The sequence below is a fragment of the Enterobacter sp. UPMP2061 genome (genome assembly GCF_053709615.1).
The window spans coordinates 230,386-244,433 of sequence record NZ_JBSKJP010000002.1 but is presented as its reverse complement, the minus strand read 5'-3'; the positions used below and the strand labels follow the sequence as shown (position 1 = coordinate 244,433).

The following is a 14,048-nucleotide window of genomic DNA, read 5'->3' as shown; positions in this document are numbered from 1 at the left end:
AAAAGGCGACCACAAATGGTCGCCTTTTTTATTACAGCAACTCCCGCGCCGCCGACACAATGTCATGTGCCGTCAGGCCATACTCCTTCTGCAAGAAGTCCTGCGTACCCACCTGACCATACCGTTCCTTCACCCCCACCCGCCGCATAGGCACCGGACAGGTTTCCACCAGCACTTCCGCCACCGCCGACCCCAGCCCGTTGTGAATGCTGTGGTTTTCGCAGGTCACAATACGCCCGGTTTTCTCGGCATAGTTTTTCACCAGCATCCGATCGATGGGCTTCAGGGTAAACATGTCGATGACCGCTGCGCTTACCCCCTCCTGCTCCAGCTGGCGCGCCGCCTCCAGCGCTTCCGCCACCATAATGCCGTTAGCAATCAGGGTAATATCGGTTCCCTCGCGCAGCACGTTCCCCTTGCCGATGGTGAAGGTTGACCCCGGGGCATAGACGCTCGGCGCCTGTTTACGGATGGTCCGCACCCAGTAAAAGCCTTCCAGGTCGATAAGCTGACGCAGCACATCTTCGAACATCACCGCATCGGTCACCTCCAGCACCACTGAATGCGCCAGACCGCGCACAATGCCCATGTCCTCGAACGACATATGTGTCCCACCGTTGTGGCAGGCCGTCACGCCCGCATCCGAGGCAATCACCTTCACGTTATTGCGCTGGTAGTCCAGGGACATAAACAGCTGGTCAAAGCAGCGACGGCTGGCAAAGGCGGTAAAGGTATGAACGAACGGCTTACGTCCGGTGAGCGACAGCCCGGCGGCCGTCCCAATCACGTTGGCCTCCATAATGCCGCAGTTGATGACGTGCTGTGGATAATCACGCGCTACGCCGTCCATCGCCATCGAACTCATCAGATCCGCTTCGAGCGCAATGATCTCGCTCCCGGCCTCAATCTGTTTTGCCACAAAACCCGCGTAGACCTTACGCATCTCAACGGCATCTTTCTGTCCTGTCGGTGCAACCTTAATCATGTGAAGCCTCCAGTTGGCGAATCGTCTCGTTAAGCGCCGCTTTGCTCTCCTCGGTTAATCGCAGGTGATGCGAGTTGCTGAGCTGTTCCAGGTATGGCACCCCCTGCCCTTTGATGCTGTCGAGGATCACCACCCGCGGACGCGCATCGGCCTCAGGGATCGGCGCGGTCACCTCCAGCAGCGCCGGAATGTCATCCCCTTTCACCGTCACCACGTCAAAACCAAAGGCGCGGAATTTGCCTTCCAGGTCGAAGGCGCTGATGATTTCGTCCAGCTCGCCGTCGAGCTGCTGTTTGTTCCAGTCCACGAATACCGTCAGATTGTTCAGTCGATGGTGAGCGATAAACTGGAAGGCTTCCCAGCACTGTCCTTCATTCAGTTCTCCGTCGCCAACGATGCAAAACACCCGGTTTGGCCTTCCTGCCAGCTTGTGCGACAGCGCCATGCCGCCAGCGATAGAGATCCCCTGCCCCAGTGATCCGGTGGTGGCATCCACGCCGCGTGTTTTCAGGCGATCCGGGTGACTTGGCAGACGCGTCCCGTTCTGGTTCAGCGTGCTCAGCTCTTCAATCGGGAAGTAGCCCTTAATCGCCAGCGTGCTGTACAGCGCCGGCCCCGCATGGCCTTTCGACAGCACAAAGTAATCGCGCTCTGGCCAGTCCGGATCGGCCGGGTCAATCTTCATCACCGCGCCGTACAGAACGGTCAGCGTTTCAACGACTGACATGCTGCCGCCGTAGTGACCAAAACCCAGCTGCGTAAGGGATTTCAGCGTCTCAAGGCGGATCTGACGCGCCAGGTCGGTTATTTCATTCTCATTCATGATTTGGCTCCGGGGTTTTCCTGCGCGTTACCGCTGGCAGGTTTGTTTTTAGCGAAGACGTTGTAGGCCACCAGCAGCGCGAACAACACAACAACCAGTCCGGTGATGGCAAGCGGCGACAGGAAGCGTGCCAGGTTGCCCAGCACAATCCCGACCGCACCAAAATCAGCGTCCGAGAAGGTCGTATTCGCAAAGCCAATTGCGCCCAGAACAGGCAGCAGCAGGACCGGGAGGAAGGTGATCAGCAGGCCGTTAGCAAACGCGCCAATCATCGCCCCGCGACGTCCGCCGGTGGCGTTACCAAACACGCCTGCCGTTGCGCCAGTGAAGAAGTGCGGTACCACGCCCGGCAGGATCAGCACCCAGCTAAACTGACCGCAGATGAACAAGCCCACAATCCCGCCGAGGAAGCTAAACAGGAAGCCAATCAGTACCGCGTTTGGCGCATACGGGTAGACCACCGGGCAGTCCAGCGCAGGCCGCGCATTGGGCACCAGTTTTTCCGAGAAGCCGGTAAAGGCCGGGACGATTTCCGCCAGAATCAGGCGCACGCCCTGCAAGATGATGAACACGCCTGCCGCGAAGGTGATGGCCATAATGATGGCGTACACCAGGTAGTTCTGGCCGCCGCTGAAGGTGGCCTCTACGTACTCACGTCCGGCGCTTACCGCCATGATCAGGTAGATAATCATCATGGTCAGGGAGATGGAGATTGAACTGTCACGCAGGAAGCTAAGGTTCTTTGGCAGGTTCATCTCTTCGGTGGAGCGTGAGCCTTTGCCGACCTTGCTGCCAATCCAGCCGGACAGCACGTAGCCCAGCGTGCCGAAATGACCGAAGGCGATCTCATCGTTGCCGGTAATACGCTTCATATAGCGCTGCGCAATCGCCGGGAAGAAGGCCATAATCAGGCCGAGGATCAACGAACCGGTAAAGACCAGCCCGACCCCCTCGAAGCCTGCAACCGTCAGGATCACGCCGATCATGCATGCCATGTAGAAGGTGTGATGCCCGGTCAGGAAGATGTATTTCAGGCGGGTAAAGCGCGCAACAATAATATTCGCCACCATCCCGAAGGCCATAATGAGCGCGGTGGAAGCGCCATATTTTTCCAGGGCAATCGACACAATAGCTTCATTGTTGGGAATAATGCCCTGAATATTAAAGGCGTGCTCAAACATACCGCCGAGCGGATTTAAAGAGCCCACCAGCACGGTTGCGCCGCCGCCCAGTACAATAAAGCCGAGTATGGTTTTAATTGTGCCTTTTACCACATCCGAAAAGGCTTTTTTCTGCGCCACCAGACCAATCAGAGCAATTAACCCGACCAGCACTGAAGGGACTTTTAAAATATCAACAACGAAATTCAGCGTTTCAAGGATAAACATATCCACCTCGCCTTATCAGGATTATTGTCTTTCGAACCAGGCGCGCAGCTGCGCTTCGAGTTCGTTGATATCGATGATATTGTTGATCACCACCAGCTGGCTTTCCGGCACGCTGGCGCTGGCGGCAATGTCTTTTGCCATTACAAACAGGTCCGCCGCGCCCGGCGTGGCCGAGGAGAGATCGGAGTGTTCAACCTCGGCCTCAATTTCCAGTTTTTTGAGCACCTTTTTAATATTCATTTCGACCATAAAACTGCTGCCCAGGCCGGAGCCGCAAATAGCCATGATTTTCATTGTTATCCCCTTTTTTGAGTAGAGTACGCCCCATCACGCTGACGCGTAATGTTGAGATGAATCGGATTAAATAATTAAATCAGAAGCGATCGATGACGGTTTTTATCTCCTCCAGCGTATTCGCCCGATGTAATTCAGCCATATCTTCGTCGCTGGAAAATAATTCCGCTAAGGCTGAGATCATTTCGATATGGCTATGCTTGTCCGGCGCCGCCAGCATCACAATGACATCGACAGGGTCAAACTCACCGGCACCAAAAGAGACGCCCTGTTTCAGTTTTAATAATGACAGGCCAAGTCCTTTCGCTCCTTCTTCCGGTCGCGCATGGGGCATTGCCAGCCCTGGAGCCAGCACATAGTAGGGACCTAACGTGTGGTGCTGCTCGATGATAGCCGTAACATATTCCGGCGCGATAACCTGCAAATCCAGCAGCGGTTTCGCGCACAGTTCCAGCGCCTGGGGCCAGCTTTCAACGCTATCCTGTAGGATGATGGTTGTATCATATATCCACTTTTTGAGCATTTTTCACTCCCGCTAAAGATCAGACATGGGCAAACTCTATTCAACCCATCAATCAATGACTGCGATCGCGATCACAAAGATAGCGCTACCAACGACTAACATGCAGAACTGTGATAGCGCTATCAAATTGCTGTCATGGTGCGAAATCACAGCAAAAAAAGGGATTTAAGGCGTATACTGCCTGTCACGTAAAATGAAGGATGAAACTGAATCGCGTCCTGTCAGCAGGAAGATGTATGTCTTTAACCCGAAAACGGCGCAGTACCGGAAAAGTAACGCTCGCGGATGTCGCACAGCTTGCCGGCGTAGGCACGATGACTGTTTCCCGTGCCCTCCGCACGCCCGAACAGGTTTCCGATAAACTGCGTGAAAAAATTGAAGCCGCGGTGCAGGAGCTGGGTTATATGCCCAATCTTGCCGCCAGCGCACTGGCATCGGCGTCGTCATGGACGATCGCGATGGTAGTTCCCAACCTTTCCGAAGCTGGCTGTTCCGAGATGTTCGCCGGGCTACAGCAGGTGCTCCAGCCAGCCGGATACCAGATCATGCTGGCGGAATCTCAGCATCGTCTTGAACAGGAAGAGAAACTGCTCGAAACGCTGCTGGCCTCAAATATCGCCGCAGCGATACTGCTCAGCGTCGAGCACTCCGATACCGTACGCCACTGGCTGAAAAACGCCTCTATCCCGGTGATGGAAATGGGTGCAATGCGTGCCGATCCGATTGATATGAATATCGGGATTGATAACGTCGCCGCCATGTATGAACTTACCGAGATGGTGATTCAGCGTGGCTACCAGAATATCGGCCTGCTGTGCGCTAACCAGGAGCAGTGGATTTTTCAGCAGCATTTGCAGGGCTGGTACAAGGCGATGCTGCGCCACCACCTGTCGCCGAACAGAGTGATTAATGCCGCCATGCCGCCGAACTTCTCCACCGGCGCGGCACAACTGCCAGAGTTCCTGCTGGCGTGGCCGGAACTGGATGCGCTGGTGTGCGTATCAGATGAACTGGCCTGCGGCGCGCTGTATGAGTGCCAGCGTCGGCGCATCAAAGTGCCGGACGAATTAGCGGTCGTGGGCTTTGGCGACAGCGACGTCAGCCGCGTCTGCCAGCCGCCGCTGACAACGATGGCAGTACCGCATCGCAAGATTGGGATTGAAGCCGGGAAAGCGTTACTGGAACGTCTGAATGACGGAGACTGGCGCGATCATAAACCCATCGCGTCCAGCCTGTGTCTGCGGGAAAGCTGTTAAGGCTTACTCAGCCTCTTCCTCTTTTTCCGCCTTATTTTCCGGTTTAGCGGATTCGTTTTTGGCGTTGCGGGTCATCCACAGCGCCAGTGCTTTAAGGGAATCTGGCGTGAACTCGTCGCAACGCGCAGTGATCTCTTCCGGCGTCATCCAGCACACTTCGCTCACTTCCTCTTCCTGCAAGGCGAAAGGTCCGTGGGAAACGCAGCTGAACAGCCCGCCCCAGACGCGACAATGTTCATCTTCGAAATAAAATTGCCCGTGCTCGGCAAACGGCACGCCAGCGATACCTAACTCTTCTTCCGCTTCACGACGCGCGGAATCCAGCAATACTTCATCGGCCTGCACAACGCCACCCGCTGTGGCATCCAGCATACCAGGAAGAAAATCTTTGGTGTCGGTGCGACGCTGGACCAGAATCTTGCCCATGCCGTCATGAACAACGATGTACGTCGCGCGGTGACGCAGACGCTCCGCACGCATTTGTTCGCGGCTGGCCTGCGCGATCACTTCATTCTCTTCGCTGACAATGTCAACCCACTCAGTACTTGCCAAATGATTCTGCTCCACCATCGGGAAACCTTCTCGTCTAAGCGCTCTTTCGGCGCGTTTGCAGTTGTGGTGTAACTTACGGATTAATCGCTATCTGCGCAATAACTTGCTGATCATTAAGTGCGATAACGCTTAATGTCCCGTCTTCATACATGCCGTAGCTTGCCGGATTGCCGCCTTTAGGAATGCTGACAGACCCGGGATTAAAGTGATAAAACGCCCCGCGTTTTTCCGCCACCGGAATATGAGTATGACCATAAACCAGGACATCGCCAGCGGCGAGTGACGGCAGGTTATCCGGGCCGAACAGGTGCCCGTGGGTCAGGAACAAACGGCTGTTTTCCATCAACACCTGTTGCCAGGGAGCGGTGATGGGAAAATTCAGCAGCATCTGGTCAACTTCGCTGTCACAGTTGCCGCGAACGGCGATAATGCGCGAGGCAAAATGATTAAGTTTTTCCGCCACCTGCGCGGGAGCGTAGCCTTCCGGCAACGCATTGCGTGGGCCGTGGTTTAACACGTCGCCCAGGATCACCAGCCATTGCGCTCCGCTTTGGGCGAACAGAGAAAGCACGCGTTCGGTCGCGGGCAGCGATCCATGAATATCCGACGCAAACATCAGTTTCATCAGTTACTCCTTAGGAATTCAGACTGCCCCTATCATACCTCAAGCGCCCCGTCTTATCAGCCCGCGCGCTTAGCAGAGAGTGCCAGATAGCGCTGTACCGACGCGCGTTGCCACTGGAATGTGGCGTAATCCACCAGCAGCTGTGGGACGTCATCGCCATTGAGGATCAAGCGATTGAGCATCAGCGCCAGATCGGTGTCGGCAATACACCACTCGCCAAACAGGTTGGGGTTACCCTGCGCCAGCAGCGATGACGCAGTTTCGATCAGCTTCCGGGCGCTGGATAAGCCTTCCTCGCTGAGGGCGGGCTTTTTGACGCCAGCGAACACCACGTCCGTAGAGCGTTCTGTGCGAATCGGCACCAGGTCGCTACGCAGCCATGCCTGGATCTGGCGAGCGCGGGCGCGCTTTTGCAGATCGTGAGGATAGATGCGTTCCCACTCTGGCGGGGCAAAGCGGTCCTCAAGATACTCGTCAATCGCCGAGGATTCACTCAACTCAAAACCGTCGATCTCCAGCACAGGGACTCGGCGAGTGAGCGCGTAGCCCTGCCACTGGGGCTTCAGATGTTCGCCGCTGTCCAGGTCGACGGTTTTCAGACTAAAAGTAAGCCCCTTTTCTGCCAGCGCCACATAAACGCTCATGACATAAGGAGAAAAAAAGTTCGCATCGGACCACAACGTTATTACAGGCTGGCTCATAACATCCTCATCGGCTGATCGGTTTTCACTCAACATATAATCTCTTTGCCTCGCTGTCACTTGATGAAAACTCACGATTTACAACAAGCACCTATACTGATTTTTTATGGCAACACTATTCGCACTGACAGGAGTTGAGAATGATAGATCTCTATTATGCCCCCACCCCTAATGGCCATAAGATCACCCTCTTTCTCGAAGAAGCCGAAGTGGACTACCGGATCATTCGCGTGGATATCAGTAAAGGCGACCAGTTCCGCCCCGTTTTTCTGGCCATATCGCCCAACAATAAAATTCCGGCCATCATTGATAACCTGCCCTCCGACGGCGGCAAACCGTTAAGCCTGTTTGAGTCCGGAGAGATTTTGCTCTATCTGGCAGAGAAAACCGGCAAGCTCCTGAGCGGGGAGTTGCGCGAGCGTCATCACACGCTGCAATGGTTATTCTGGCAGTCGAGCGGCCTGGGGCCGATGCTGGGGCAGAATCATCACTTTACTGCCTATGCGCCGCAGACGATCCCTTACGCCATTGAGCGCTATCAGGTCGAAACCCAGCGCCTGTACGGGGTCCTGAACCGTCGGCTGGAAAAATCACCGTGGCTGGGAGGTGAGCATTACAGCATCGCAGATATCGCCTGCTGGCCGTGGATCAACACCCATGAACGCCACCGGATCGATCTGGCCACTTATCCGGCGGTGAACAACTGGTTTGAGCGCATCCGGACCCGCCCGGCAACCGAACGCGCCATGCAAAAAATCCATCAGATTTGAGCCTGCGCCCCGTTGGGTGCAGGTGTTCTCCTCATGTATGATGAGGTGAAAATACTGACACGGAGAAGACCTGCAATGTCCCAGCATGACGCTATTATTCGTATAAAAAACTTACGCTTACGCACGTTCATTGGTATCAAAGAGGAGGAGATCGCGAATCGCCAGGATATCGTAGTGAATGTGGTGATCCACTACCCGGCAGACAAGGCGCGCGCCAGCGAAGACATCAATGACGCGCTGAACTATCGCACGATCACCAAAAGCATCATCCAGTACGTTGAGAACAACCGTTTTGCGCTACTGGAAAAATTAACTCAGGATGTGCTCGACATCGCACGCGAACACCACTGGGTCACTTATGCTGAAGTGGAGATCGATAAACTTCACGCCCTGCGCTACGCCGACTCCGTCTCCATGACGTTAAGCTGGCAGCGCCAGGCGTAAACCTGGAGGTTGTATGAAGATCCTGCTCACCGGCGGTACGGGCCTGATTGGTCGCCATCTCATTCCACGTTTGCAGGCGTTGCATCACGACATTACCGTGGTCACGCGCAGCCCGGAGAAAGCGCGCCAGGTGCTGGGCGCCGGCGTTGAGATCTGGAAAGGCCTGGCGGAAAGGCAGGATCTGAACGGCTTTGACGCCGTCATCAACCTTGCTGGCGAACCTATCGCCGATAAACGCTGGACCGAAGAGCAAAAACAGCGTTTATGCAGCAGCCGCTGGAACATGACCGAAAGGCTGGTTGAGCTGATTCGCAACAGCGAGACGCCGCCTTCGGTGCTGATTTCAGGCTCTGCTACAGGCTACTATGGCGATCTCGGTGAAGTGGTGGTGACAGAAGAGGAGCCGCCGCACAACGAGTTTACCCATAAACTCTGCGCCCAGTGGGAGCGCATCGCCTGCGCGGCGCAAAGCGATCGTACCCGCGTCTGCCTGCTGCGCACCGGTGTGGTACTTGCGCCGAAGGGCGGTATTCTCGGTAAAATGCTGCCGCCGTTTAAAATGGGGCTTGGCGGGCCCATCGGCAACGGTCGTCAGTATCTGGCGTGGATCCATATCGACGATATGGTCAACGGCATTCTCTGGCTGCTGGATAACGATCTGCGCGGGCCATTTAACATGGTATCCCCTTACCCCGTACGTAATGAACAATTTGCTCACGCCCTGGGGCATGCCCTGCATCGCCCGGCGGTGCTGCGCGTGCCTGCAACGGCGATTCGTCTGTTGATGGGTGAGTCTTCGGTGCTGGTGCTGGGCGGGCAACGCGCGCTGCCAAAACGGCTGGAAGCGGCCGGGTTCACGTTCCGCTGGTATGACCTGGAAGAGGCGCTGGGGGATGTGGTGCAGTGAATATGTTAGAGTTATACGCCATGTCTGGATGAGATGGCGTAACTATGGCAACCATTACCACAACCCGGCTTCACCTCACCCCTTTCGAACCTTCTGACTGGGCGTTCTTCCGCTCTCTGCGTGAAGACCCCGCCATCATGCGCTATATGGCCGCTATCACGCCGGAAAAAGAGACGCGCCGCGTATTTGCCGCGCGCCTGATGGCGGAGCATGTCTTTGTGATCCGTCTGCATAACGACGTTACGCCGCTCGGGGATATCGGCCTGCAAATCAGTGCGGCGAACCGTGAAGAGGCGGATATTGGCTACACGGTTGTGCCTGCCGCGCAGGGAAAAGGCATTGCCAGCGAGGCGCTGCACGCGGTGTGCGAGTATGCATTTAACCAGACGGGCGTGAAGGCGATAAACGCGTACGTGCTGGCAGATAACGTTGGGTCGGTGCGGGTCCTTGAGAAAGCGGGTTTTGTGCGCACGCAGGTGCTGGAGAAGGCGTACGAGATTAACGGCGTACGGTATGACGACTGGGTGTATCGGCTGGAGTGTTGAATGCCGGGCGGCACTGCGTTTGCCCGGCCTACGGGTTTTGTAGGCCCGGTAAGCGAAGCGCCACCGGGCAATTGGGCGGCTCTGCGGCCTGATGCCCTCACCCCGGCCCTCTCCCACAGGGAGAGGGAGAAAGGCCAAACCTACTTCAACGAGCCTTTCAGGAACTGCTGCAACCGCGGGCTTTGCGGGTTCGCCAGCACCTCATCTGGATGACCCTGCTCTTCAATTTTCCCCTGATGCAGGAAGATAACGTGGTTAGAAACGTTACGGGCGAAGCCCATCTCGTGCGTCACCACCACCATCGTTTTGCCCTCTTCCGCCAGCTTTTGCATGATGCGCAGCACTTCGCCAACGAGTTCAGGATCCAGCGCGGAAGTCGGTTCGTCAAACAGCAACACTTCCGGCTCCATCGCCAGCGCACGGGCGATAGAAACACGCTGCTGCTGCCCCCCTGACAGGTGCACCGGATATTTGATCTGCTGCCGCTCGTCGATACCCACTTTCGCCAGGTATTTGACCGCACGCTCGCGGGCTTCCTGCTTGCTTAAGCCGAGCACCTGAACCGGCGCTTCCATCACGTTCTCCAGCACCGTCATGTGGCTCCAGAGGTTGAAGTGCTGGAACACCATCGTCAGGCGTGTGCGCAGCAGGCGCAGCTGGTTTTTATCCGCCACTTTAAGCTGGCCGTCTTTATCACGGACCATGTTGATGTTCTGTCCGCTCACCACAATCGATCCTTCGCTCGGCTTTTCGAGGAAGTTGATGCAGCGCAGGAAGGTACTTTTACCCGAACCTGATGAGCCGATAATACTGATCACGTCGCCCGCGTTAGCCTCCAGCGACACCCCTTTCAGCACTTCATGTTCGCCGTAGCGCTTGTGCAAATCAATTACGTTTAATTTGTTCTCAGCCATCATAAATTCTCAGTGCGTCGACGGTTTTATATGCTGCAACCAGCGTTTTTCAGCCTTACGGAACAGGCTGATCAGGACGTAAGAAATGATCAAATAGAGCACTGCCGCAATGCCAAACGCCGTAAACGGCTGGTAGGTGGCAGAGTTAATATCGCGGGCAATCTTTAACAGATCAGGTACCGTGGCGGTAAACGCCAGTGCCGTCGAATGCAGCATTAAAATCACTTCGTTGCTGTAGGCCGGCAGCGCAATACGCAGCGCCGAAGGCAGAATAATACAGCGGTAGAGCTTCACGGACGAGAAGCCGTACGCGCGCGCCGCCTCGATCTCACCGTGCGGCACAGAACGGATGGCCCCGGCGAAGATCTCGGTGGTATAGGCGCAGGTATTGAGGGTCAGCGCCAGCACCGTACAGTTCAGACCGCTGCGGAAGAACGCGTTCAGCATCTCGGTGCCTTTCACGATCTCCAGCGTGTACATCCCGGAATAGAACACCAGTAGCTGCACGTACAGCGGCGTACCGCGAAACACGTAGGTGAATAGCCATATAGGGAACTGGATAAATTTATTGTTCGACACGCGGCCAATGGCAAGAAACACCGCCAGAATGCCGCCCATTACCACCGAGGAGATCAGCAGCCACAGCGTGATGGCCACGCCAGTAAAGCGGTAGCCATCCGTCCACAGCAGGGATTTCCAGTACTCCTGAATAATCTCAATCACAGGTCAGCCCTCTTCACACCCACGGAGTAGCGACGTTCGAGCAGAAGCAGCACACCATTGGAGACGGTCGTAAAGACCAGATAAATTACGCCGCAAACCACCGCAAAATAGAACGGTTCCCAGGTGCTTTTACCCGCCAGCTGCGTGGCCTTCACCACATCTTCCAGGCCCAGCAGGGAGACCAGCGCCGTTGCCTTGAGAATAACCTGCCAGTTGTTACCGATACCCGGCAGCGCGTAGCGCATCATGGCCGGGAACATGATCCGGCGAAACGTTTGTGAGGAGGTAAAACCGTAGGCGGTCGCCGCTTCAATATGCCCTTTCGGCACGGCCATGTAAGCGCCGCGGAAAGTCTCAGTGAAATAGGCACCGTAGATAAAACCAAGGGTAATAATACCGGCCACCATCGGGTCGATATCGATCTGCTCCATGCCGATGGCATCCGTCACGCCGTTAAGTGCGATTTGCAGGCCGTAAAAGATCAGCAGCATCAGCACCAGGTCAGGCACGCCGCGAATCAGCGTGGTATAGCCTTCAAATATCAGCGCCAGCGGTCTGTTGGCGGATAATTTTGCCCCCGCGCCCGCCAGGCCTATCAGCACCGCCAGCACCACGGAGCTGATAGCCAGCTCAAGGGTGACAAGCGCGCCCTGTAAAATAACGCCAGAAAATCCGTACAGCATACCGCGTGCCCTGTCGTCTCGTGAGTGGTGGAACCGTGTCTTTTCCCCTCCCGCAACGGGAGGGGCCGCACGTTATCAGACGGGGCGATTAGCCGCCGTAAACATTAAAATCGAAGTACTTTTTAGCCAGCTTGTCATAGGTGCCGTCCGCGCGCATCTCGGCGAACGCTTTGTTCAGGGCTTCACGCAGTTCGTTGTCTTCTTTACGCAGGCCCATACCGGTACCGACGCCAAAGAGTTTTTCGTCCTTAATGGACGGACCGCCGAACTTGTAATCTTTACCCACAGGCTGTTTCAGGAAGCCTTCGCTTGCCGCCACTTCGTCCTGGAATGCTGCATCAATGCGGTCTGCCGTCAGGTCTGCGTAGATGTTTTCCTGGCCCTGGTAAGAGACAATTTCAATCCCCTTTGGCGCCCAGTGCTCGTTGCCGTAGGTTTCCTGCGTCGTACCCTGCAACACGCCCACGCGTTTGCCTTTCAGAGATTCAAGGGTTGGCTGAATGTCAGAGGATTTCGCCACCACCAGACGTGAGTCCGCCGCATAGAGTTTGTCCGTGAAGGCAATCTCCTGCTGACGTTTTTCTGTGATGGACAGGGAGGACATGATCACGTCAATTTTCTTCGCTTTCAGGGACGGGATCAGCGCATCCAGCGGGTTTTCAACGTAGGTACATTGCGCTTTAATGCGTTTGCACAGCTCGTTAGCCAGATCGATGTCAAAACCGACCAGTTCCCCCTTCGCATTCTTCGATTCGAAAGGTGCATAGGTTGGGTCAGTTCCAATACGAATTTTCTGCGGAATTGCTGCGAATGCCGCGGTGGCGCTGGAAAAAGCCAGTACCAGAGAAAGTGACAACACCAGTTTTTTCATATCTGTCCTCAACAAACTGTCTTAATACGAGATTTTTACGACGACGGGGTGTTGTTAATGTGCCATTAATCCCCTCATTCAGGCAAAGATTAATGCCTTTGAACGGGAATTTTTGCATTTTAAATGCTTAACTATGCACACAACGATCCAGTATGGTGCATGTGTTGCACCATACTGGAACATAACCCCGTTAAGATGCACCACTTCAGTGCATCTTATTCAGGCATTAATCACCGTAGACGTTGAAATCGAAGTATTTCTTCGCCAGTTTGTCGTAGGTACCGTCTTTACGCAGCTCATTAAATGCTTTGTCGAAGGCGGCTTTCAGCTCGGTATCATCCTTACGCAGGCCAATACCGGTACCGTCGCCAAAGTATTTTTTGTCTTTTACCGACGGGCCGGCAAAGGCGTACTCTTTACCCGCAGGCTGTTTCAGGAAGCCTTCGCTCGCGGCGACTTCATCCTGAAACGCGGCATCCAGACGGCCTGCCGCCAGGTCAGAGTAGATCAGATCCTGGTTCTGGTAAGCCACAACATCGACGCCCTTCTCGCGCCAGTTAGCATTGGCGTAACCTTCCTGGGTCGAGCCCTGAAGCACGCCAACATGTTTGCCTTTCAGCGAGTCGATGGTCGGCTGGATTGGCGAGCCTTTCGCGGCAATCAGACGTGAGTCGGCAGCGTAGAGCTTCTCAGAGAAGGCGATCTCCTGCTGACGTTTTTCCGTGATGGAAAGAGAAGAGATAATGGCATCAATTTTCTTGGCTTTCAGCGACGGGATCAGCGCATCAAAGTCACTGCCCACCCATGTGCATTTCACTTCCATGCGTTTGCACATCTCATTTCCCAGATCGATATCAAACCCCACGAAGTCGCCTTTCGCATCCTTGGAGGAGAATGGCGCGTAAGTTGCGTCTGTACCGATACGAACTGTCTGTGGAAGCGCTGCATAGCTACTTGCTGCTGCACTCAAGCCCACGAGCAAAGACAGAGCCAGAACCGTCTTCTTCATACATTTACCCTCAAGAACCGTGATTTTATTATGGT

At 55.2% G+C, this 14,048-nt stretch carries 18 protein-coding genes; 5 read left to right on the top strand and 13 right to left on the bottom strand.

Features of this window, described 5'->3' with window-relative positions; all coding sequences use genetic code 11:
- Positions 1-31 precede the first annotated feature (31 nt).
- The 5 genes from ACWKXX_RS06740 to ACWKXX_RS06720 all read right to left on the bottom strand — a co-directional run bounded on the left by ACWKXX_RS06740 (position 32) and on the right by ACWKXX_RS06720 (position 4,013).
- Positions 32-985: a transketolase family protein gene (locus ACWKXX_RS06740; protein ID WP_015572265.1), complete on the bottom strand. Its 954-nt coding sequence runs from the start codon at positions 983-985 to the stop codon at positions 32-34.
- A complete protein-coding gene (locus ACWKXX_RS06735) occupies positions 978-1,808 on the bottom strand; it encodes a transketolase (RefSeq protein ID WP_261666095.1) in 831 nt (276 codons plus the stop codon). The genes ACWKXX_RS06740 and ACWKXX_RS06735 overlap by 8 nt, the downstream gene beginning before the upstream one ends.
- The gene (locus ACWKXX_RS06730) at positions 1,805-3,196 is read right to left on the bottom strand and encodes a PTS ascorbate transporter subunit IIC (protein WP_017383437.1); all 1,392 of its coding nucleotides are present in this window, start codon (positions 3,194-3,196) and stop codon (positions 1,805-1,807) included. Before ACWKXX_RS06730 ends, ACWKXX_RS06735 begins: the two co-directional genes overlap by 4 nt.
- 21 nt (positions 3,197-3,217) lie before the next feature.
- The gene (locus ACWKXX_RS06725; RefSeq protein WP_003861447.1) at positions 3,218-3,490 is read right to left on the bottom strand and encodes a PTS sugar transporter subunit IIB; all 273 of its coding nucleotides are present in this window, start codon (positions 3,488-3,490) and stop codon (positions 3,218-3,220) included.
- A gap of 79 nt (positions 3,491-3,569) precedes the next feature.
- Positions 3,570-4,013, bottom strand: coding sequence for a PTS sugar transporter subunit IIA (locus ACWKXX_RS06720; RefSeq protein ID WP_040117902.1), 444 nt, complete (start codon positions 4,011-4,013; stop codon positions 3,570-3,572).
- A 236-nt stretch (positions 4,014-4,249) separates the two neighbouring features.
- Between ACWKXX_RS06720 and ACWKXX_RS06715 the strand changes: the two genes are divergently transcribed.
- Positions 4,250-5,269: a LacI family DNA-binding transcriptional regulator gene (locus ACWKXX_RS06715; RefSeq protein ID WP_045141718.1), complete on the top strand. Its 1,020-nt coding sequence runs from the start codon at positions 4,250-4,252 to the stop codon at positions 5,267-5,269.
- Positions 5,270-5,272: 3 nt separating this feature from the next.
- On the opposite strand, the gene yfcD is transcribed toward ACWKXX_RS06715, so the two are convergent.
- The 3 genes from yfcD to yfcF are packed head-to-tail and all read right to left on the bottom strand — an operon-like array spanning position 5,273 to position 7,147.
- Positions 5,273-5,839, bottom strand: coding sequence for an NUDIX hydrolase YfcD (gene yfcD / locus ACWKXX_RS06710; protein ID WP_006811396.1), 567 nt, complete (start codon positions 5,837-5,839; stop codon positions 5,273-5,275).
- Between the two features lie 55 nt (positions 5,840-5,894).
- Positions 5,895-6,446, bottom strand: a complete 552-nt coding sequence (gene yfcE / locus ACWKXX_RS06705) for a phosphodiesterase (protein ID WP_003861437.1) — start codon at positions 6,444-6,446, stop codon at positions 5,895-5,897.
- 56 nt (positions 6,447-6,502) lie between these two features.
- Positions 6,503-7,147 (bottom strand): glutathione transferase, encoded by a 645-nt coding sequence (yfcF, locus tag ACWKXX_RS06700; RefSeq protein WP_017692996.1) that lies wholly within the window; start codon positions 7,145-7,147, stop codon positions 6,503-6,505.
- A gap of 140 nt (positions 7,148-7,287) precedes the next feature.
- Between yfcF and yfcG the strand changes: the two genes are divergently transcribed.
- The 4 genes from yfcG to ACWKXX_RS06680 all read left to right on the top strand — a co-directional run bounded on the left by yfcG (position 7,288) and on the right by ACWKXX_RS06680 (position 9,813).
- Positions 7,288-7,917 carry a GSH-dependent disulfide bond oxidoreductase gene (gene yfcG, locus ACWKXX_RS06695; RefSeq protein WP_003861434.1) on the top strand — a complete coding sequence of 210 codons (630 nt, stop codon included), beginning with the start codon at positions 7,288-7,290 and terminating at the stop codon, positions 7,915-7,917.
- 75 nt (positions 7,918-7,992) lie between these two features.
- The gene (gene folX / locus ACWKXX_RS06690) at positions 7,993-8,361 is read left to right on the top strand and encodes a dihydroneopterin triphosphate 2'-epimerase (RefSeq protein ID WP_003861432.1); all 369 of its coding nucleotides are present in this window, start codon (positions 7,993-7,995) and stop codon (positions 8,359-8,361) included.
- 13 nt (positions 8,362-8,374) lie between these two features.
- A complete protein-coding gene (locus tag ACWKXX_RS06685; protein ID WP_032102738.1) occupies positions 8,375-9,268 on the top strand; it encodes a TIGR01777 family oxidoreductase in 894 nt (297 codons plus the stop codon).
- Between the two features lie 44 nt (positions 9,269-9,312).
- A complete protein-coding gene (locus ACWKXX_RS06680) occupies positions 9,313-9,813 on the top strand; it encodes a GNAT family N-acetyltransferase (RefSeq protein WP_045343827.1) in 501 nt (166 codons plus the stop codon).
- A gap of 140 nt (positions 9,814-9,953) precedes the next feature.
- Here ACWKXX_RS06680 and hisP read toward each other — a convergent pair whose 3' ends face one another.
- From hisP to argT, 5 genes are all read right to left on the bottom strand, one after another.
- Positions 9,954-10,727, bottom strand: coding sequence for a histidine ABC transporter ATP-binding protein HisP (gene hisP, locus ACWKXX_RS06675; RefSeq protein WP_003861426.1), 774 nt, complete (start codon positions 10,725-10,727; stop codon positions 9,954-9,956).
- A 9-nt stretch (positions 10,728-10,736) separates the two neighbouring features.
- Positions 10,737-11,450 (bottom strand): ABC transporter permease, encoded by a 714-nt coding sequence (locus ACWKXX_RS06670; RefSeq protein ID WP_003861424.1) that lies wholly within the window; start codon positions 11,448-11,450, stop codon positions 10,737-10,739.
- The gene (locus ACWKXX_RS06665) at positions 11,447-12,133 is read right to left on the bottom strand and encodes a histidine ABC transporter permease HisQ (protein WP_015572256.1); all 687 of its coding nucleotides are present in this window, start codon (positions 12,131-12,133) and stop codon (positions 11,447-11,449) included. The genes ACWKXX_RS06670 and ACWKXX_RS06665 overlap by 4 nt, the downstream gene beginning before the upstream one ends.
- 88 nt (positions 12,134-12,221) lie before the next feature.
- Complete coding sequence (hisJ, locus tag ACWKXX_RS06660) at positions 12,222-13,004, bottom strand: histidine ABC transporter substrate-binding protein HisJ (protein WP_261666093.1); 783 nt, start codon at positions 13,002-13,004, stop codon at positions 12,222-12,224.
- Between the two features lie 226 nt (positions 13,005-13,230).
- Complete coding sequence (argT, locus tag ACWKXX_RS06655; RefSeq protein ID WP_015572255.1) at positions 13,231-14,013, bottom strand: lysine/arginine/ornithine ABC transporter substrate-binding protein ArgT; 783 nt, start codon at positions 14,011-14,013, stop codon at positions 13,231-13,233.
- Positions 14,014-14,048 lie beyond the last annotated feature (35 nt).

Excerpts from the sequence above, each read along its gene's own strand:
- ACWKXX_RS06740 (WP_015572265.1), bottom strand. The coding sequence starts at position 985 with ATGATTAAGGTTGCACCGACAGGACAGAAAGATGCCGTTGAGATGCGT.
- ACWKXX_RS06735 (WP_261666095.1), bottom strand. The coding sequence starts at position 1,808 with ATGAATGAGAATGAAATAACCGACCTGGCGCGTCAGATCCGCCTTGAG.
- ACWKXX_RS06730 (WP_017383437.1), bottom strand. The coding sequence starts at position 3,196 with ATGTTTATCCTTGAAACGCTGAATTTCGTTGTTGATATTTTAAAAGTC.
- ACWKXX_RS06725 (WP_003861447.1), bottom strand. The coding sequence starts at position 3,490 with ATGAAAATCATGGCTATTTGCGGCTCCGGCCTGGGCAGCAGTTTTATG.
- ACWKXX_RS06720 (WP_040117902.1), bottom strand. The coding sequence starts at position 4,013 with ATGCTCAAAAAGTGGATATATGATACAACCATCATCCTACAGGATAGC.
- ACWKXX_RS06715 (WP_045141718.1), top strand. The coding sequence starts at position 4,250 with ATGTCTTTAACCCGAAAACGGCGCAGTACCGGAAAAGTAACGCTCGCG.
- yfcD (WP_006811396.1), bottom strand. The coding sequence starts at position 5,839 with ATGGTGGAGCAGAATCATTTGGCAAGTACTGAGTGGGTTGACATTGTC.
- yfcE (WP_003861437.1), bottom strand. The coding sequence starts at position 6,446 with ATGAAACTGATGTTTGCGTCGGATATTCATGGATCGCTGCCCGCGACC.
- yfcF (WP_017692996.1), bottom strand. The coding sequence starts at position 7,147 with ATGAGCCAGCCTGTAATAACGTTGTGGTCCGATGCGAACTTTTTTTCT.
- yfcG (WP_003861434.1), top strand. The coding sequence starts at position 7,288 with ATGATAGATCTCTATTATGCCCCCACCCCTAATGGCCATAAGATCACC.
- folX (WP_003861432.1), top strand. The coding sequence starts at position 7,993 with ATGTCCCAGCATGACGCTATTATTCGTATAAAAAACTTACGCTTACGC.
- ACWKXX_RS06685 (WP_032102738.1), top strand. The coding sequence starts at position 8,375 with ATGAAGATCCTGCTCACCGGCGGTACGGGCCTGATTGGTCGCCATCTC.
- ACWKXX_RS06680 (WP_045343827.1), top strand. The coding sequence starts at position 9,313 with ATGGCAACCATTACCACAACCCGGCTTCACCTCACCCCTTTCGAACCT.
- hisP (WP_003861426.1), bottom strand. The coding sequence starts at position 10,727 with ATGGCTGAGAACAAATTAAACGTAATTGATTTGCACAAGCGCTACGGC.
- ACWKXX_RS06665 (WP_015572256.1), bottom strand. The coding sequence starts at position 12,133 with ATGCTGTACGGATTTTCTGGCGTTATTTTACAGGGCGCGCTTGTCACC.
- hisJ (WP_261666093.1), bottom strand. The coding sequence starts at position 13,004 with ATGAAAAAACTGGTGTTGTCACTTTCTCTGGTACTGGCTTTTTCCAGC.
- argT (WP_015572255.1), bottom strand. The coding sequence starts at position 14,013 with ATGAAGAAGACGGTTCTGGCTCTGTCTTTGCTCGTGGGCTTGAGTGCA.